We start from the raw sequence: 18,003 nt of genomic DNA on the forward strand, positions 1-18,003 counted from the left end.
ACCGCACGTAGTGGACGCCAGCAGGTTCACCAGCAAGACCCAGGACGCCCTGTCCGCCGCGATCCGCCAGGCCAGCGCCGCAGGCAACCCGGACGTCAAGCCGGTGCACATCCTGCTCGCGCTGCTGGAGCAGCCGGACGGCATCGCCCGCCCCCTGCTCGAAGCGGTCGGCGCGGACGTCACCGCCGTCACCACCGCCGCCAGGCGGCAGGCCACCGCGCTCCCCAGCGCCCAGGGCTCCACCGTGGCCGCCCCGCAGCTGGCCCGCGACACCCTCGCGGTGCTCGCCGAGGCGGGCAGGCGCGCCGAGGACCTGGACGACCAGTACCTCTCCACCGAGCACCTGCTGGTCGGCCTGGCCGCCGAGGGCGGGCCGGTGGCCGAGCTGCTGAAGGACCACGGCGCCACCGCGAAGGCGCTGCTGGCCGCGTTCAAGGACGTCCGCGGGTCGTCCAAGGTCACCTCCGCCGACCCGGAGGGCACCTACAAGGCGCTGGAGAAGTACGGCACCGACCTCACCCAGGCGGCCCGGGACGGCAAGCTGGACCCGGTGATCGGCCGGGACCAGGAGATCCGCCGGGTGATCCAGGTGCTCTCCCGCCGGACCAAGAACAACCCGGTGCTGATCGGTGACCCGGGCGTCGGCAAGACCGCCGTGGTCGAGGGCCTGGCCCAGCGGATCGTGGCGGGCGACGTGCCCGAGTCGCTGCGCGGCAAGCGGCTGGTCTCCCTCGACCTGAGCGCGATGGTGGCCGGGGCCAAGTACCGGGGCGAGTTCGAGGAGCGGCTGAAGGCCGTCCTGAACGACATCAAGGCCAGCGACGGACAGGTCGTCACCTTCATCGACGAGCTGCACACCATGGTCGGCGCGGGCGCCGGCGGCGACTCCGCGATGGACGCGGGGAACATGCTCAAGCCGATGCTGGCCCGCGGCGAGCTGCGGATGGTCGGCGCCACCACGCTGGACGAGTACCGCGAGCGGATCGAGAAGGACCCGGCGCTGGAGCGCCGCTTCCAGCAGGTGCTGGTCGGCGAGCCGAGCGTCGAGGACACCATCGCCATCCTGCGCGGCCTGAAGGGCCGGTACGAGGCGCACCACAAGGTGCAGATCGCCGACTCGGCCCTGGTGGCCGCCGCCACCCTGTCCAACCGCTACATCACCGCCCGGTTCCTGCCGGACAAGGCCATCGACCTGGTGGACGAGGCCGCCTCCCGGCTCCGGATGGAGATCGACTCCTCCCCGGTCGAGATCGACCAGCTGCAGCGCTCCGTCGACCGGTTGCGGATGGAGGAGCTGGCGCTGGAGAAGGAGTCCGACCCGGCCTCGGTGGACCGGCTGGAGCGGCTGCGCCGCGATCTGGCCGACAAGCAGGAGCAGTTGAGCGCGCTCACCGCCCGGTGGGAGCAGGAGAAGAAGTCGCTCAACCGGGTCGGCGAGCTCAAGGAGCGCCTGGACGACCTGCACGGAGCGCTCGAACGCGCCCAGCGGGACGGCGACTTCGAGCGCGCCTCCAAGCTGATGTACGCCGAGGTGCCGGCCGCCGAGCGCGAGCTGGCCGAGGCCCAGCAGTACGCCCGGGACGAGGACGCCTCCGACTCGATGGTCAAGGAGGAGGTCGGCCCGGATGACGTGGCCGACGTGGTGGCCTCCTGGACGGGCATCCCGGCCGGCCGCCTGCTGGAGGGCGAGAGCGCCAAACTCCTGCGCATGGAGGAGGAGTTGGGCCGTCGCCTGATCGGCCAGACGGAGGCCGTGGCGGCCGTCTCGGACGCCGTCCGGCGGACCCGCTCCGGCATCGCCGACCCGGACCGCCCGACCGGCTCGTTCCTCTTCCTCGGCCCGACCGGCGTCGGCAAGACCGAACTCGCCAAGGCCCTCGCTGACTTCCTCTTCGACGACGAGCGCGCCATGGTCCGGATCGACATGAGCGAGTACGGCGAGAAGCACTCCGTCTCCCGCCTGGTCGGCGCCCCGCCCGGGTACGTCGGCTACGAGGAGGGCGGCCAGCTCACCGAGGCGGTCCGCCGCCGCCCGTACAGCGTGGTGCTGCTGGACGAGGTGGAGAAGGCCCACCCCGAGGTCTTCGACGTCCTGCTCCAGGTCCTCGACGACGGCCGGCTGACGGACGGTCAGGGCCGGACGGTGGACTTCCGCAACGCCATCCTGATCCTCACCTCCAACCTGGGCTCCCAGTACCTGGTCGACCCGGCCACCCCGGAGGACCGGAAGAAGCAGCTGGTGCTGGACACCGTCCGCTCCGCCTTCAAGCCCGAGTTCCTCAACCGGCTCGACGACATCGTGGTCTTCGACCCGCTGGGCACCGCCGAGCTCAGCCGGATCGTCGACCTCCAGATCGCCGCGCTCGGCTCCCGGCTGCGCGACCGCCGGCTCACCCTGGAGGTCACCCCGGCCGCCCGCGACTGGCTGGCGATCACCGGCTACGACCCCGCCTACGGGGCCCGGCCGCTGCGCCGCCTGGTGCAGTCCGCGATCGGCGACCAGCTGGCCCGCGCCATCCTCTCCGGCCAGGTGCACGACGGCGACACCGTGGTGGTCGAGCAGGACGAGGCCGGCGACCGCCTGACGGTCCGGGCCGAAGCACCCGGGACCGGCCTGCGGAAGTGACGGCGGAAGTGGCCCCGGAGCTGGCCCCGGAGCTGATCCGGAGCTGATCCGGGGCGCCGCCGGAGCACGTTCGCCCAGGGAGTAGTGGAGTTCGCCGCCCGGGCCGGGTAGGCCCTGTGTCCGGGGCCTCGAATGAGGCAGGATGGGTCCCGGAAGGGCGGCCCCTCACTGTTCGCCACCTCCTCGTGCACTGAGAAAAGGACCCCCGATGAGCATCGACCCGTCGTCCATCCCCTCCTTCGGCGCCCCGCAGGGTGGCGGCCAGCCGACCCCGCAGGGCCCGCCGCCGGTCGTCGTGCCCGACCAGGCCCTGGTCGGCCAGCTGCTCGACCAGATGCAGCTCAAGCACGTGGTGGACGAGGAGGGCGACCTCACCGCTCCTTGGGAGGGCTTCCGGGTCTACTACATGTTCCGCGGCGAGCAGAAGGAGCTCTTCGCGGTCCGTGCCTTCTACGACCGCGCCTACCCGCTCGAGGACAAGGGCGAGATCCTCGACCTCATCGACGAGTGGAACCGCGAGACCCTCTGGCCCAAGGTCTACACGCACACCCACGAGGACGGCGTGGTCCGCCTGATCGGCGAGTCCCAGATGATCGTCGGCACCGGCGTGAACCTGGAGTACTTCGTCACCACCACCGCCAACTGGACCCAGGCCGCGGTCGGCTTCGAGCAGTGGATCGTCGAGCGCCTCGGCCTCCAGAAGGAGATCGAGGAGGGCGAGGGCGGCGACGCCGCCGCCCCCTCCGACGAGAACTGACGACACGTCCGCGAGGCCCGCTTCCCCTGGGAGGCGGGCCTTTCGCGTGCCCCCGGGGCTCCGCCCGGCCCTCCTTCCCTCACCTCGCCCACCCCCGGGGCGTCCCCTTGCCCTCTACCTCCCCCACGGCGAGGATGGCCCCGATTTCCACGAGCCGTGAGGAGCACCTGATGGGTACGAGGCCGCTGCTGAACCGCAGTCTGGCGGGCATGGGAACGACGATCTTCGCGGAGATGTCCGCCCTCGCCGTCTCCACCGGTTCGATCAACCTCGGGCAGGGCTTCCCCGACACCGACGGCCCCGCCGAGATCGCCCGGGCCGCGGCCGACGCCGTGCTCACCGGCAAGGGCAACCAGTACCCGCCCGGCCCCGGCATCCCCGAGCTGCGCCAGGCGATCGCCGAGCACCAGCAGCGCCGCTACGGCCTGTCCTACGACCCCGACCGCGAAGTGCTGGTCACGGCCGGCGCCACCGAGGCCATCGCCGCCTCGCTGCTCGCCCTGCTGGAGCCGGGGGACGAGGTGATCGCGATGGAGCCGTTCTACGACTCGTACGCCGCCTGCATCGCGATGGCGGGTGCCACCCGGGTCCCGCTCACCCTCCGCGCGCCGCACTTCCGCCCGGACCTGGACGAGCTCCGCGCCAAGGTGACCCCGCGCACCCGCCTGCTGCTGATCAACACCCCGCACAACCCGACCGGCACCGTCCTGACCCCCGAGGAGCTCCGCTCCATCGCCGAACTGGCCGTCGAGCACGACCTCCTGGTGGTCACCGACGAGGTGTACGAGCACCTGGTGTTCGGCCCTGCCGCCCACCACCCGATCGCCGCACTGCCCGGCATGCGCGAGCGCACCGTCTCGATCTCCTCGGCCGGCAAGACCTTCTCCTTCACCGGCTGGAAGGTCGGCTGGGTGACCGGCTCCCCCGAGCTGGTGGCGGCCGTGCGGACCGCCAAGCAGTACCTGACTTTCGTCAGCGCCGGCCCGTTCCAGTACGCGGTGGCCGACGCCCTCCGCCTCCCCGACACCTACTTCGACGGCTTCCGGGCCGACCTGCTCCGCAAGCGCGACCTGCTGGCGGACGGCCTGGCCGCCGCCGGCTTCGAGGTCTACCGCCCGCAGGGCACCTACTTCATCACCACCGACATCACCCCGCTCGGCGAGACCGACGGCCTGGAATTCTGCCGCAAGCTCCCCGAACGCTGCGGCGTGGTGGCGATCCCGAACGTGGTGTTCTACGACGACACCGAAGCCGGCCGGAGCCAGGTGCGGTGGGCCTTCTGCAAGAAGGACGAAGTCCTGGAGGAGGCCGTCACCCGCCTCCGCAGGCTCTGACGGCTCCTCACCGTGCGCCCCGGCGCACGGTGGTGGTGAACGGCGCGCGCTCCGGTGGTAGGGGCGCGCGCCGTTCATTGTCGTGCACCGGGTTGATCACACCAGGGTAGAGGGTGTAGCCAGAACGGTGAATGCCGGGCAAAGCTGGGTAAATCCCTGACGGACCCGGAGAATTCGTGCTTCTCTGCTGCTGAATCTCCAGCCGGAATCCTTCCTTCCACGGTCGGCCGCGCCACGGACCGCACAGCTTCGAACAACCCCGACGCCAACGCCGGGCCGGAGGCTGACGGCGGGCGCGCACGGAGCTGAAACGCGGAGCCCAGCATGCTCACCACACTGCAGACCTCCTACACGGATACCCGAGCCGGTGACCTGGCCTGGTGCCTGGGCGGCAGCCCGCTCCCCGCGCTCGCCGTGCGGGACCTGAGACTCGACCGCATCGGCAGCACGCCGCCCGGCCGGCTCGCCGGCGGCACCCTGCAACTCAGGCTGCTCGGGGCCTCCCATCAGGTGATCCTGGCGGCCGGCCCGGGCGAGTGCCTGGAGACGGTGGCCTGCCTGCCGGGCCGTCAGACCCCGCTGCCCGCCCGGGTGGCCAAGCAGGTCGGCGGGTGGGAGTACGAGTTCGCGGCCCGGATCGAGGAGCTCTCCCCGCACGTCTTCGCGGCCCGGGCGCAGGAGCTGCTCGCCCTGGTGGAGGGCCACCCGTACGCGCTGGCCGGGGTCTTCCCGGGGGATCCGAGCGCCTTCACCGCACTGGTCGCGCACGGGGACGACCAGCGGGTGCTCTGGCGGACCTGGCACGCCTACCCGCAGGAGGGCCGGCTGGTCTGCACCCGGTCCTCGTTGACGGTCTTCGCAAGCGCGTCCGACCCGGACCGCCCCGAAGGTAGCCCATGGTGATGAAACGTCAATTCACTGCACCGTCAAGTCCGTCGAATGGGTGCAGCGGCCGGCCGCCCACCTCGCCTAGCGTTTGTTCGTGATCAACCATCCACCGGGCCCGCCCCTCCGTCCGCGCCCCGCACCCGACGACCCGGCCGGCCTGGCCGTGATCGGGGCGAGCGCGGTCCGGGCCCGGGACGCCGCCCACCCGGCACCGCTGCGCGGCCGGGCCCGGGCGGCCCGGCTGCTGGTGCTGCTCGCGGCCTTCGTCTGCGCCGCCTGCGGCCTGGTGTACGAGCTGGAGCTGGTCGCCCTCGGCGGCCAGCTGCTCGGCGACGCCACCACCCAGACCTCGGTGGTGCTCTCCGTGATGGTCTTCGCGATGGGCGTCGGCTCGCTGCTCGCCAAACGGCTCACCCGCCGCCCGGCCGCCTCCTTCGCCCTGGTCGAGTGCGCGCTCGCCCTCACCGGCGGCACCTCCGTCCTGCTCCTCTACTGGGCCTGGGCCCGGCTGGACCACCACGGGGCCACCCTCGCCGGGGTGGTCACCGCCACCTTCCTGATCGGCGTGCTGATCGGCGCCGAGATCCCGCTGCTGATGACCCTGATCCAGCGCATCCGCCGGGAGGACGCCGGCCGCGCCGCCGCCGACCTGTTCGCCGCCGACTACGTCGGCGCCCTGGTCGGCGGGCTGGCCTTCCCCTTCCTGCTGCTGCCCCAGTTCGGCCAGAGCACCGGCGCCCTGCTCACCGGCGCGGTCAACGCCGTCGCCGGGGCGGCCGTGGTGCTCCGGCTGTTCCGTGACGAGGTGTCACCCCGCACCCGGGTCCTGCTCTGGACCGGCTGCGGCCTGGTCCTGCTCGCCCTCGCCGTCGCCGCCGCCTGCACCGACGCCATCGAACGCGCCGCCCGCCAGGCCCTCTACGGCGCCCAGGTCCGGCTCGCCCTGCACAGCCGGCTCCAGGAGATCGTCCTCACCGGCGACACCGGCCCGGCAACCGCCTCCGCCCGGGTGCCCCCGCAGCGCGCCCCGCTGGCGCTCTACCTCGACGGACGGCTCGCCGTCTGCGGCCCCGACGAGTACCGGGAGCACGAGGCCCTCGCCCACCCCGCCCTCGGCGGCGGCCCCGCCGGGCGGGTCCTGCTGCTCGGCGGCGGCGACGGGCTCGCGCTGCGCGAGGTGCTCCGGCACCCGACGGTCCGGGCCGTGGTGGTGGTCGAACCCGACCCCGCCCTGGCCGACCTCGCCCGCCGCGACCCGGCCCTCGCCGCCCTCGGCGAGCACTCGCTGGCCGACCCCCGGGTCCGGCTGGTGACGGGCGATCCGCTGCGGTGGCTGCGCGAGGCCGACGGGTCGTACGACGTGGTCCTCAGCGAGCTGCGCGGGCGGCCGTACGACACCCAGGAGTTCTACGGGCTGGCCGCGCGCCTGCTCGCCCCCGGCGGGCGGCTGGCCGTCCGGGCCGAGCAGCTCTGGCCGGCCGAGGCCACCCTCCGCGCGGCCGGACTGCGGACCGCCCCCTACCCCGCCGCCGACGGCCCCCGCCACTGCCCGCGCGGCCCCGGCACCCCCGCCACCTTCGTCCTCGCCGCCCGCACCCCGCCCGCCCTCACCCTCACCACCCCCACCCGCTCGCTCACCCCCGACCGCCTCCGCACCGCCGCCGCCACCCTCGCCGCAACCCGCCCCGACCCCCTCCCGGCACCCCGGACGCTGCTGGGCTGAGAGTGGTTACGCCGCTGGGGGCGCGAGGCTCTGCCGATCTGCGGCTCCGCCGCGGGGCGCGAAGCGGAAGGCGGCCCAGCGTGAGATCGGGGCAGCTGAGCCAGTTGCACGTGCTGCCGTGTCCGGGAGCCCCAACCACTTGCCGGGCACGGCCTCTGCTCGACGGCCACCCCGGGTGGGTAGGCTCGGCGGCATGGAGCATGAGGTTGTCGTCCAGCTGCCCGCCGCCACCGTCCAGGAGGCCCTGCGGGACCAGGAGCTGGTGTCCCGCTGCGTTCCCGGGCTGACCACCGACGAGGAGCCCGGCGGCGTGGCGCGGCTGCGTCTGCGGATCGGCGGCTCGACCATCACCTACCGCGGCGAGCTCTCGCTGATCGAGGGCCGCGAGGGCGTGCTGACCGTCCTGGCGGAGGGTCAGGAGGCGCGCGGCAGCGGCGAGGTGACCGCCACCGTCCGCCTCTCCGTGCAGCCCGACGCCGACGACGAGGCGTCCTGCACCCTCCGTTTCACCGGCGACCTGTCCGCGACCGGCCGCCTCACCGAGTTCGACGCCGCCACCCTGGGCTCCACCGGCCGCCGGCTGCTGGACCGCTTCGCGGCCGACCTCGCGGCCGAGCTGAGCGGGGCCGAGCCCCCGGAGGCCACCGTGGTCTACCTGGAGGACCACGCGTCCGGCTTCGGCAACGACCTGGACGACGACCTCTCCGACCTGATCGCGTTCTCCGACGACCTTCCCGCGGACCCGGCCGACCCCGTGCTCCCCGTGCTCCCCGTGCTCCCCGTGCTCCCCGAACCGTCCGAGCCGGCCGGGCAGCCGGAGCCGCGGCCCGCGCCGGAGCCCGCCTTCGAGTACCTGACCGACCCGGCCGCCGCCTCCGGCCCGGTCCGCCGCAGCATCGTCGGCCGTTCGGCCGAGGAGGTGGACCACGCCCCGCCGCGCGGCCGCTACGCTCCGGCCCTGCCGGCCCGCAGCGCGCGGGCCCGGGCGGCCAGCCGCTGGGGCGGCCCGGAGGCGGTGGCCGCGAACGACCGGAGCCCGCTGCCCTGGGTGATCGGCGGCGGCGCGGTGCTGCTCGGCGGCGCGGTGGTCCTGGTCCGTGCCCTCCGCAAGCGCTGACCCGCACGGGCGCTGAGCTCCCGGCCCGCGGTGCGCCCGTAGACTGAGTGCCCATGAGCAACGACCGCGACGCCCTGCTGGCGCAGATCAAGGACAAGGCCGTCGTGCACGGCAAGGTCACCCTCTCCTCCGGCAAGGAGGCCGACTACTACGTCGACCTCCGCCGGATCACCCTGGACGCCGAGGCCGCCCCGCTGGTCGGCACGGTCATGCTGGACGCCTCCGCGCACCTGGAGTACGACGCCGTCGGCGGCCTGACCCTGGGCGCCGACCCGGTGGCCGCCGCCATGCTGCACGCCGCCGCCGCGCGCGGCCGCAAGCTGGACGCCTTCGTGGTCCGCAAGGCGGGCAAGGCGCACGGCCTGCAGCGCCGGATCGAGGGCCCGGACGTCAAGGGCCGCCGGGTGCTGGCGGTCGAGGACACCTCCACCACCGGCGGCTCGGTGCTGACCGCCGTCGAGGCGCTCCGCGAGGCGGGCGCCGAGGTGGTCGGCGTCGCGGTGATCGTCGAGCGCGGCGCGGCCCCGGCCATCGCCGAGGCGGGCCTGGAGTACGTCACCGCCTACGACCTGGACGACCTGGGCCTCTGAGGTCTCTGAGGCCTCTGATCGGGCGGCCGAACGACGGTGGCCCGCCGCTCCACGTGTTTCACGTGAAACGGCGGGCCACTCGCATGTGACGGGGGATCAGGGGCTCAGCCCTTGCGGTGCCGCCCGTTGCCGCCGGCCTCGACCGGGGTCTGCTCGGCCGCGCCGCCGGCCTTCCGCTTCTTGCGCTCGCGCCAGATCTCGATGAAGACCGGGGAGAGCGAGACCAGGATGATCAGCAGCATCGCCGGGATCAGGTACTTGTCGATCACGGGCGCCAGCTGGTCACCGGTGAAGTAGCCGATCAGCAGCATGGACTCGGTCCACAGCAGACCGCCGATCGCGTTCCAGACGAAGAAGGTCTTGGCCGGCATCTCCAGCACGCCCGCGACCGGGTTGAGGAAGGTCCGCACGATCGGGATGAAGCGGGCCAGCACCACGGCCTTGGCCGGGCCGAACTTGTCGAAGTACTCCTCGGCCTTCACCACGAACTCGCGGCGGAAGATCTTCGAGTCGGGCTTGTCGAACATCTTGGGGCCGACCTTGACCCCGAACAGGTGGCCCAGCTGCGCCCCGGCGATGGCGCAGAGCGGAGCGCCGATCAGCAGGGCCGCGATCGACATCTGCGCCCCCTCCCCGAGCACCTTCTCGGCGGCGCTGGAGGCGGCCACTCCGGCCAGGATGAGCAGCGAGTCACCCGGGAAGAAGAACCCGACCAGCAGGCCGGTCTCGGCGAAGATGATCGCCAGGATGCCGATCACACCGACCGATGCGACGAGCGATTTGGCGTCGAGCAGATTGACGGCCATCTGGTTGTAGTCCACGGGCGCAGGATAGCGCCCCGCCCTTACGGGGAGCTGAAGGTCCCTGCCGCCACCGGGCCCTCCGGCCCCTCTCCCGACACCTTCCGTCCCAACCAGCGGGCCGCTGGGTGTTCCCGGGGGCCGAGTCTGGGAAGATGGCACAGGTGTCCGGCCCGCGGTCACACCCACCCTCAGTGCACACCGCGGCGGACTCCGCCGAACCGGGGTACCGGAGCCGCACCGCAGAGCCGCGACGGCAGCCGGCACCGCGCGTCGTACCGAAGGCGTACCGAGCGTCGGACAGGTCGTCCGTACGCCGAGCACCGACAGGAGCGAATTCGCATGCCCATCGCAACTCCCGAGGTCTACAACGAGATGCTCGACCGGGCCAAGGCGGGCAAGTTCGCCTACCCGGCCATCAACGTCACCTCGTCGCAGACCCTGCACGCCGCCCTGCGCGGCTTCGCCGAGGCCGAGAGCGACGGCATCGTCCAGATCTCGACCGGTGGCGCGGAGTTCCTCGGCGGCCAGCACAGCAAGGACATGGTCACCGGCGCGGTCGCGCTGGCCGAGTTCGCCCACATCGTGGCGGCCAAGTACGACATCACCGTCGCGCTGCACACCGACCACTGCCCCAAGGACAAGCTGGACGCCTACGTCCGCCCGCTGATCGCGGTCTCCGCCGAGCGCGTGGCCCAGGGCCGCAACCCGCTGTTCCAGTCCCACATGTGGGACGGCTCGGCCGAGACCCTGGCCGACAACCTGGCCATCGGCCAGGAGCTGCTGGCCCAGGCCGCCGCCGCGAAGATCATCCTCGAGGTCGAGATCACCCCGACCGGTGGCGAGGAGGACGGCGTCACCCACGAGATCAACGACGAGCTCTACACCACGGTGAACGACGCCGTCCGCACCGCCGAGGCGCTCGGCCTGGGCGAGAAGGGCCGCTACCTGCTGGCCGCCTCGTTCGGCAACGTGCACGGCGTCTACAAGCCGGGCAACGTCGTGCTCAAGCCGGAGCTGCTCCGCGACCTGCAGGACGAGATCGGCAAGCAGTACGGCAAGCAGGACCCGTTCGACTTCGTCTTCCACGGCGGCTCGGGCTCCACCGCCGAGGAGATCGCCACCGCGCTGGAGAACGGCGTCGTGAAGATGAACCTCGACACCGACACCCAGTACGCCTTCACCCGCCCGGTGGTGGCGCACATGTTCAGCAACTACGACGGTGTGCTGAAGGTCGACGGCGAGGTCGGCAAGAAGAACACCTACGACCCGCGCACCTGGGGCAAGCTGGCCGAGGCCGGCATGGCCGCCCGCGTGCTGGAGGCCGCGCAGCAGCTGCGCTCGGCCGGCAAGCGCATCAAGTAAGGCCCAGCCACGCGACGGAGCCCCGGCCCACCAAGGGCCGGGGCTCCTCCGCGTCCTGCGACGGCTCCTACTGCTTCAGCTCGGCGTAGGCCTCGGCGCTGCTGTCCTTGAGGAACTGCCAGCAGCGCTCGGCCTCCTCGGTCTCCTTGATCGAATCGGCGGCCCGGGCCAGCGCCGCCAGGCAGCGCAGGAAGCCCCGGTTGCCCCGGTGCTCCCACGGCACCGGGCCGTGACCCTTCCAGCCCGCCCGCCGCAGCGAGTCCAGCCCGCGGTGGTAGCCGGTCCGGGCGTAGGCGTAGGACTCGACCACCCGGCCGGCGTCGAACGCGTCGTCGGCCAGCATCGCCCAGGCCAGCGAGAAGGTCGGGAACGCGGCGGCCACCTGGGTCGGCGAGGCCGACTCCTCTCCCAGCATCCGGTAGGGCTGCTCGTCCTCGGTCAGCCTGGTCGGTTCGGGGCCCCCGAGGAGGTTCTGGTGAATACTCATGCCTGCCAGTCTGCCCGTTCGGCGGTACGGCTGTCGCCTCCCTCCCGGCATCCCCACGAGTTCTGTCCGAGGCGCTGCCGCCCGACTCCCGGTCGGCAGTCCGGGCTCGGGGAACCGCTCCCGCGCCGGGTATCGTCCTGAACGACAGTGCGACGAGTCCTGCCCGCGACCAGAGAGCATCCGTAGTGCGAGCCAACCCCAGGAGCACCCCGGCCCCCCGCGCACGGCGCGCGGGTGCCCCCGAGCCGAGCCGACGGCGGGCCGCCGCCGCGCGGCGCCGGCAGCAGGCGGCCCGCAGACGGCTGGTGCTGCTGGTGGGACTGACCGGGGCGCTGTCCGTGCTCGGGGTCACCGCGTTCAACCTCTACGGCTCCGACGGCGAGCCGGCCGCCCCCGCCACCACCCAGGCCCGGGCCGTCCCGGCGGGCGAGAGCCCCGCCCCGGCCCAGCCGCCCGCCCCCGCGCCCTCCCCGCCGCCCAGCCCCACCCCGGCCCCGGTGGTCGAGAAGGGCAAGGGCACCTTCAGCACGGTACGGGCCAACGGCCCCGTGGTCGGCAAGGGCGCCACCCTGCGCAAGTACAAGGTGGAGGTCGAGGACGGCATCGGCATCGACGCCGCCACCGCCACCGACCAGGTGCAGAAGATCCTCGCCGACAAGCGCGGCTGGACCGCCGACGGCAAGCACTCCTTCCAACTGGTCGCCTCCGGCCCGTCCGACTTCGCGGTGCGGATCGCCTCCCCCGGCACCGTGGACGCGGTCTGCGCCAAGGCCGGCCTCGACACCGGCGGCGAGGTGAACTGCAACGTCGGCGAGGCCGTGATGGTCAACACCAAGCGCTGGACGGTCGGCTCCCCGCAGTTCAGCGGCCCGATCGGGGAGTACCGCGCCCTGATCGTCAACCACGAGGTCGGCCACTTCATCGGCCACGGCCACGAGGGCTGCGGCGGCGCCGGCAAGCCCGCCCCGGCGATGATGCAGCAGATCTACGGCCTGGAGGGCTGCGTCTCCAACGCCTGGCCGTACGGGGCCGACGGCAAGTACATCTCCGGCCCGCCCCGCAAGTGACCTGACGCCGCCTCAGCCCCGTACCGCTCCGCCTCAGCCCAGCACGGGGAGGTACGCCGAGAGGTCGCTGCGCTCGCCGCTGGCGCGGACCTCGGCGGTGTCGACGGCGGTGGTCCAGCCGGTCCGGCCGGTGGCGAGGCGGATCCAGGTGAGCGGGTCGGTCTCGACCACGTTGGGCGGGGTGCCGCGGGTGTGGCGGGGGCCCTCGACGGCCTGGACGACGGCGTACGGGGGGATCCGCAGCTCGACCGTGCCGCCGGGGACCCGGTGGGCGAAGGCGTCGGCCAGCAGGCGGGTGACGGCGGCCAGGGCCTGGCGGTCGTGCGGGAAGGCGGGCAGCTCCAGGGCGGCGGCCAGGTCGTCGGCGTGCACCACGGTCTCGACCAGCCGGGTGACCAGGAAGTCGGCCAGCAGGATCGGACCGAAGCGGATCACGAAGCGCCGGGCCGGGTCGGCCGCCTCGGGCCGTTCCAGGGTGGCGAGCAGCAGGTCGCAGGCGGCGTCGAACTCCTTGGCCACCTCGGCCGGGGAGCCGGCGAAGGCGCCCTCGGCGTGCTCGATCACGGCGGCCGAGATGGCCTCGGCGGCGGTCCTGGTCAGGCCCGGCCACTCGATCAGCGGGATCGCCGCCCCGGCGGGCACCGGCTCGTCCAGGTGGCGGGGCAGCCAGTCCAGGCAGAAGCCCAGATGGGCCACGAGCTGACGGACGTTCCACTCCCCCAGCCTGGTCGGCCGGGCCAGCAGCTGCTCGGCGTCCTGACGGGCACACAGCTCGCGGACGGCGGCCCGCAGCGCCTCGGTCTGCCCGGCCAGTGCGGCGCGCACCTTGACGGGGTCGTAACTACGGGCCTTCTTCGCGGAGTTCGCCATTCCGGGAGCCTACAGCGAAGGGGCGGCCCGACCGGGCCGCCCCTTCACCAGCTGAGACGCCGTCAGGCGAGCAGCGCCTCGATCACGCCGGTGTGCGCGTCCTTGAGCTCGCTCAGCGAGACCGAGAACTGGCCCTGGACGTCGAGCGAGTCGCCGTCCACCACGCCGATCCGGGTGGCGGGCAGGCCACGGGCGCCGCACATGTCGTTGAAGCGGAGCTCCTCGCTGCGCGGCACGGCCACGACGGCGCGGCCGGCCGACTCGGAGAACAGGAACACGAACGGGTCCATGCCCTCGGGGACCACGACGCGTGCGCCGTTGCCGCCCTTGAGGCAGCTCTCCACCAGGGCCTGGCCGAGGCCGCCGTCGGAGAGGTCGTGGGCCGCGTCGACCATGCCGTCCCGGGAGGCGGCGATCAGGATGTCGCCGAGCAGGCGCTCGCGCTCCAGGTCCAGCTTGGGCGGCAGGCCGCCGAGGTGGCCGTGCACGACCTCGGTCCACGCCGAGCCGCCGAGCTCGTCCTCGGTGTCGCCGAGCAGGTAGAGCAGCTGGCCCTGCTCGCCGAAGCCGAGCGGCGTGCGGCGGGTGACGTCGTCGATGACGCCGAGCACCGCGACCACGGGGGTCGGGTGGATGGCGACCTCGCCGGTCTGGTTGTACAGCGAGACGTTGCCGCCGGTGACCGGGGTGCCGAGCACCAGGCAGGCGTCGGCCAGGCCGCGGGTCGCCTCGGCGAACTGCCACATCACGTCCGGGTCCTCGGGGGAGCCGAAGTTGAGGCAGTCGGAGACGGCGAGCGGCTTGGCACCGCCGGCCGCGACGTTGCGGTACGCCTCGGCCAGGGCCAACTGGGCGCCGGTGTACGGGTCCAGCTTGGCGAACCGGCCGTTGCCGTCGGTGGCCACCGAGACGCCGAGGTTGGTCTCGTCGTCGATCCGGATCATGCCGGAGTCCTCACCGTGCGAGAGCACGGTGTTGCCGAGCACGTAGCGGTCGTACTGGTCGGTGATCCAGGACTTGGAGGCCTGGTTCGGCGAGCTCGCGACGGCCAGCAGGGCCGCCTTGAGCTCCTCGCCGTTGGCCGGACGGGCCAGCCGCTCGGCGGTCGGCGCGTCGGCCTGCAGCGCGTCCTGCCAACTCGGCCGCGCGAACGGCCGGTTGTAGGTCGGGCCGTCGTGCGCGACGGAGCGCGGCGGCACGTCGACGACCTGCTCGCCGTGCCAGAAGATCTCCAGGCGCTCGCCCTCGGTCACCTCACCGATGACGGTGGCGATGACGTCCCACTTCTCGCAGATCTCCAGGAAGCGGTCGACCTTGTCGGGCTCGACGATGGCGCACATGCGCTCCTGCGACTCGCTCATGAGGATCTCCTCCGGCGAGAGCGTGTTGTCGCGCAGCGGCACGGTGTCCAGCTCGATCCGCATGCCGCCGGAGCCGGCCGAGGCCAACTCCGAGGTGGCGCAGGAGAGTCCGGCGCCGCCGAGGTCCTGGATGCCGAGCACCAGCTTCTCGGAGAAGATCTCCAGGGTGCACTCGATGAGGAGCTTCTCCTGGAACGGGTCACCGACCTGGACGGCGGGCCGCTTGGTGGGCTTGCTGTCGTCGAAGGTCTCCGAGGCGAGCACCGAGACGCCGCCGATGCCGTCGCCACCGGTGCGGGCTCCGTACAGGATGACCTTGTTACCGGTGCCGCTGGCCTGCGCGAGGTGGATGTCCTCGTGCTTCATGACGCCCACGCAGAGCGCGTTGACGAGCGGGTTGCCCTGGTAGCAGGAGTCGAAGACGACCTCGCCGCCGATGTTCGGCAGGCCCAGGCAGTTGCCGTAGCCGCCGATGCCCGCGACGATCCCGGGCAGCACGCGCCGGGTGTCCGGGTGGTCGGCCGCACCGAAGCGCAGCGGGTCCATCACGGCGACCGGGCGGGCGCCCATCGCCAGGATGTCGCGGACGATGCCGCCGATGCCGGTGGCCGCGCCCTGGTAGGGCTCGATGTACGAGGGGTGGTTGTGCGACTCGACCTTGAAGGTCACCGCGTAGCCCTGGCCCACGTCGACCACACCGGCGTTCTCGCCGATGCCGACCAGCATCGCGTCGCTGTCCGGCTTCTTGTCGCCGAACTGCTTGAGGTGCACCTTGGAGCTCTTGTAGGAGCAGTGCTCGGACCACATGACCGAGTACATCGCCAGCTCGGCGCCGGTGGGACGGCGGCCGAGGATCTCGCGGATCTTGGCGTACTCGTCTTCCTTGAGCCCGAGTTCGGCCCAGGGCTGCGCGGAGTCCGGGGTCTGCTCGGCGTTCTTGACGGTGTCGAGAGACATCAGGCGTTCACCAGCTGCTTCAGTACGGAGGTGAAGAAGCCGAGGCCCTCGGTGGTCGGGCCCGTGAGCGGCTCCACGGCGTGCTCGGGGTGCGGCATCAGACCGACGACATTGCCTGCCGCGTTGGTGATGCCGGCGATGTCGCGGTACGAACCGTTCGGGTTCAGGTCCAAGTACCGTGCCACGATGCGGCCTTCGCCCTCCAGCTGGTCCAGTACGCGCTCCTCGGCGACGAACCGGCCCTCACCGTTCTTGAGCGGCACGACGATTTCCTGGCCCACGGAGTAATCCTTGGTCCAGGCCGTCTCGGCGTTCTCGATCCGGAGCTTCTGGTCGCGGCAGATGAAGTGCAGCGAGTCGTTCCGGGTGAGCGCGCCGGGCAGCAGGTGCGATTCGCAGAGCACCTGGAAGCCGTTGCAGATACCGAGGACCGGCATTCCCAGCTTGGCCTGCTCGATGATGGTGTCCATCACCGGGGAGAAGCGGGAGATGGCCCCGCAGCGCAGATAGTCACCGTAGGAGAATCCGCCGGGCAGGACGACGGCGTCGACCTGGTGGAGATCCTTGTCACGGTGCCAGAGGGCGACCGGCTCGGCGCCGGCCAAGCGGACCGCGCGCTGCGCGTCGCGGTCGTCGAGCGAGCCGGGGAAAGTGACGACGCCAACGCGGGTGGTCACAGCGAGCCCCCGACGGAGGAGGGGCGGTCAGAAAGCGACGTCTCCTCCTCGATCCGGACGGTGAAGTCCTCGATCACGGTGTTCGCGAGGAAGGTCTCGGCGGCTTCGCGGATCCTGGCGAGCGCGGCCTCGTCGACCGGACCCTCCACCTCCAGTTCGAAACGCTTGCCCTGGCGGACATCGGCGATCCCGGCGAATCCGAGGCGGGGCAGTGCGCGCTGCACCGCCTGGCCCTGGGGGTCGAGGATCTCGGGCTTGAGCATGACGTCGACTACGACGCGAGCCACTGGCACTCCCGTTGGTGTGGTGCGTGAGGCGGGGGGACCTCCAGACTACCGGGGCATTCGGGCGCCTTTGCGGGCCGGTCGGGGCGACGCGCGTAGACTTACGCCCCTTACGCCACAAGGGTTCCACGGCACTCAGCCGCCACCACCCTGTCCCTTTTCAGCCGTTATCGCGTCCCCTTGCGGACCGCCCGAATACCGGCACTACGGGACAGAACGGCCAGCGCGATCCCCCGCTATCCCGGTCCGACGAAGTCTCGTGAATATCCGGAAAAAGAATGCGCATCCCTTCGATTTCTCTCCCCTTTGGGTGCAGAATAGGGCCCACCGGTGACGGCGGGCGCTGCACATCAGCGCGGGTTCCTGCCTGCCCGGACGCGCTCGCGAATTGCCCGAGAGGATTGACACCCATGGCTCAGCGTGTAGTCGTCACGCTCTCCGACGACCTTGACGGCGGTGCCGCCGCGGAGACCGTCCACTTCGGTGTCGACGGGAAGTCGTACGAGATCGACCTGTCGCAGGACAACGCGGAGAAGCTCCGCGAGGCGCTCGCCCCGTTCGTCGCGGCCGGCCGTCGCCAGAGCCGCGCCGGAAAGTCCTTCCGCCGCACCGCTCTCACCCCGGACCCGGCCGCCGTCCGCGCCTGGGCGCAGTCCCGCGGAATGGAGCTTCCGGCCCGCGGCCGCATCCCCAAGCACGTCTACGAGCAGTTCGCCGAGGCCAACTGACCTGGCCCGCAGGCCTTGTTGTCCCACCCGGACCGCCACCGCGGAAAGGGTGGGGCGACCACTCCTTGCGATGGGGTAGAGTTCTTCCTGTCGCCGCAACCGGAGTGATCCGGAGGGGCAACTGGTGGTCCTGACGGACACCATGCGGACGTAGCTCAGTTGGTAGAGCATCACCTTGCCAAGGTGAGGGTCGCGAGTTCGAATCTCGTCGTCCGCTCGTAGTAAGCAGCAGTACCGTAGTACAACCGAAGATCGTGCGGACGTAGCTCAGTTGGTAGAGCATCACCTTGCCAAGGTGAGGGTCGCGAGTTCGAATCTCGTCGTCCGCTCAGTGTGAAGGGGCCCCTCGGAAGAGGGGCCCCTTCGTCGTTC

The 18,003-nt window shown here is 72.1% G+C and carries 16 protein-coding genes and 2 tRNA genes; 12 read left to right on the plus strand and 6 right to left on the minus strand.

The window, feature by feature from the left end; all coding sequences use genetic code 11:
- Positions 1-10 precede the first annotated feature (10 nt).
- From clpB to pyrE, 7 genes are all read left to right on the plus strand, one after another.
- Positions 11-2,626 (plus strand): ATP-dependent chaperone ClpB, encoded by a 2,616-nt coding sequence (gene clpB, locus ACZ6ZR_RS31290; RefSeq protein WP_465648102.1) that lies wholly within the window; start codon positions 11-13, stop codon positions 2,624-2,626.
- 208 nt (positions 2,627-2,834) lie between these two features.
- Positions 2,835-3,383 (plus strand): type III secretion system chaperone family protein, encoded by a 549-nt coding sequence (locus ACZ6ZR_RS31295; RefSeq protein ID WP_465648104.1) that lies wholly within the window; start codon positions 2,835-2,837, stop codon positions 3,381-3,383.
- A gap of 170 nt (positions 3,384-3,553) precedes the next feature.
- Complete coding sequence (locus ACZ6ZR_RS31300; protein WP_465648106.1) at positions 3,554-4,717, plus strand: pyridoxal phosphate-dependent aminotransferase; 1,164 nt, start codon at positions 3,554-3,556, stop codon at positions 4,715-4,717.
- 324 nt (positions 4,718-5,041) lie between these two features.
- On the plus strand, positions 5,042-5,620 hold the full coding sequence (locus ACZ6ZR_RS31305; RefSeq protein WP_465648107.1) for a DUF2617 family protein: 579 nt from the start codon (positions 5,042-5,044) through the stop codon (positions 5,618-5,620).
- Positions 5,621-5,699: 79 nt separating this feature from the next.
- Positions 5,700-7,328 carry a spermine/spermidine synthase domain-containing protein gene (locus ACZ6ZR_RS31310; protein WP_465648109.1) on the plus strand — a complete coding sequence of 543 codons (1,629 nt, stop codon included), beginning with the start codon at positions 5,700-5,702 and terminating at the stop codon, positions 7,326-7,328.
- A 193-nt stretch (positions 7,329-7,521) separates the two neighbouring features.
- Complete coding sequence (locus ACZ6ZR_RS31315) at positions 7,522-8,445, plus strand: SRPBCC domain-containing protein (RefSeq protein ID WP_465648111.1); 924 nt, start codon at positions 7,522-7,524, stop codon at positions 8,443-8,445.
- Positions 8,446-8,498: 53 nt separating this feature from the next.
- Positions 8,499-9,035: an orotate phosphoribosyltransferase gene (pyrE, locus tag ACZ6ZR_RS31320; protein ID WP_465648113.1), complete on the plus strand. Its 537-nt coding sequence runs from the start codon at positions 8,499-8,501 to the stop codon at positions 9,033-9,035.
- A 104-nt stretch (positions 9,036-9,139) separates the two neighbouring features.
- Here the strand turns inward: pyrE and ACZ6ZR_RS31325 are convergent, their stop codons facing one another.
- Positions 9,140-9,856, minus strand: a complete 717-nt coding sequence (locus tag ACZ6ZR_RS31325) for a DedA family protein (protein ID WP_465648114.1) — start codon at positions 9,854-9,856, stop codon at positions 9,140-9,142.
- Between the two features lie 321 nt (positions 9,857-10,177).
- Between ACZ6ZR_RS31325 and fbaA the strand changes: the two genes are divergently transcribed.
- Positions 10,178-11,200 (plus strand): class II fructose-bisphosphate aldolase, encoded by a 1,023-nt coding sequence (fbaA, locus tag ACZ6ZR_RS31330; RefSeq protein ID WP_465648116.1) that lies wholly within the window; start codon positions 10,178-10,180, stop codon positions 11,198-11,200.
- A gap of 67 nt (positions 11,201-11,267) precedes the next feature.
- Here fbaA and ACZ6ZR_RS31335 read toward each other — a convergent pair whose 3' ends face one another.
- Complete coding sequence (locus ACZ6ZR_RS31335) at positions 11,268-11,687, minus strand: DUF3151 domain-containing protein (RefSeq protein WP_465648118.1); 420 nt, start codon at positions 11,685-11,687, stop codon at positions 11,268-11,270.
- A 185-nt stretch (positions 11,688-11,872) separates the two neighbouring features.
- Between ACZ6ZR_RS31335 and ACZ6ZR_RS31340 the strand changes: the two genes are divergently transcribed.
- Positions 11,873-12,754: a DUF3152 domain-containing protein gene (locus ACZ6ZR_RS31340; RefSeq protein ID WP_465648120.1), complete on the plus strand. Its 882-nt coding sequence runs from the start codon at positions 11,873-11,875 to the stop codon at positions 12,752-12,754.
- 33 nt (positions 12,755-12,787) lie between these two features.
- On the opposite strand, the gene ACZ6ZR_RS31345 is transcribed toward ACZ6ZR_RS31340, so the two are convergent.
- From ACZ6ZR_RS31345 to purS, 4 genes are all read right to left on the minus strand, one after another.
- The gene (locus ACZ6ZR_RS31345) at positions 12,788-13,624 is read right to left on the minus strand and encodes a maleylpyruvate isomerase family mycothiol-dependent enzyme (protein WP_465648122.1); all 837 of its coding nucleotides are present in this window, start codon (positions 13,622-13,624) and stop codon (positions 12,788-12,790) included.
- A 62-nt stretch (positions 13,625-13,686) separates the two neighbouring features.
- Positions 13,687-15,942, minus strand: coding sequence for a phosphoribosylformylglycinamidine synthase subunit PurL (gene purL, locus ACZ6ZR_RS31350; RefSeq protein WP_465648124.1), 2,256 nt, complete (start codon positions 15,940-15,942; stop codon positions 13,687-13,689).
- Complete coding sequence (gene purQ, locus ACZ6ZR_RS31355; RefSeq protein ID WP_465648126.1) at positions 15,942-16,619, minus strand: phosphoribosylformylglycinamidine synthase subunit PurQ; 678 nt, start codon at positions 16,617-16,619, stop codon at positions 15,942-15,944. Before purQ ends, purL begins: the two co-directional genes overlap by 1 nt.
- Positions 16,616-16,906 carry a phosphoribosylformylglycinamidine synthase subunit PurS gene (gene purS, locus ACZ6ZR_RS31360; RefSeq protein WP_465648128.1) on the minus strand — a complete coding sequence of 97 codons (291 nt, stop codon included), beginning with the start codon at positions 16,904-16,906 and terminating at the stop codon, positions 16,616-16,618. The genes purQ and purS overlap by 4 nt, the downstream gene beginning before the upstream one ends.
- 407 nt (positions 16,907-17,313) lie before the next feature.
- Here purS and ACZ6ZR_RS31365 point away from each other — a divergent pair, with 407 nt between their 5' ends.
- The 3 genes from ACZ6ZR_RS31365 (at position 17,314) to ACZ6ZR_RS31375 (ending at position 17,960) form a co-directional block, all read left to right on the plus strand.
- A complete protein-coding gene (locus ACZ6ZR_RS31365; protein WP_396293113.1) occupies positions 17,314-17,631 on the plus strand; it encodes a histone-like nucleoid-structuring protein Lsr2 in 318 nt (105 codons plus the stop codon).
- 144 nt (positions 17,632-17,775) lie between these two features.
- Positions 17,776-17,848 (plus strand) — tRNA-Gly (locus ACZ6ZR_RS31370).
- Between the two features lie 39 nt (positions 17,849-17,887).
- Positions 17,888-17,960 (plus strand) — tRNA-Gly (locus tag ACZ6ZR_RS31375).
- The last annotated feature ends 43 nt before the right edge of the window (positions 17,961-18,003 follow it).

Source organism: Kitasatospora sp. NPDC088742, assembly GCF_055584905.1.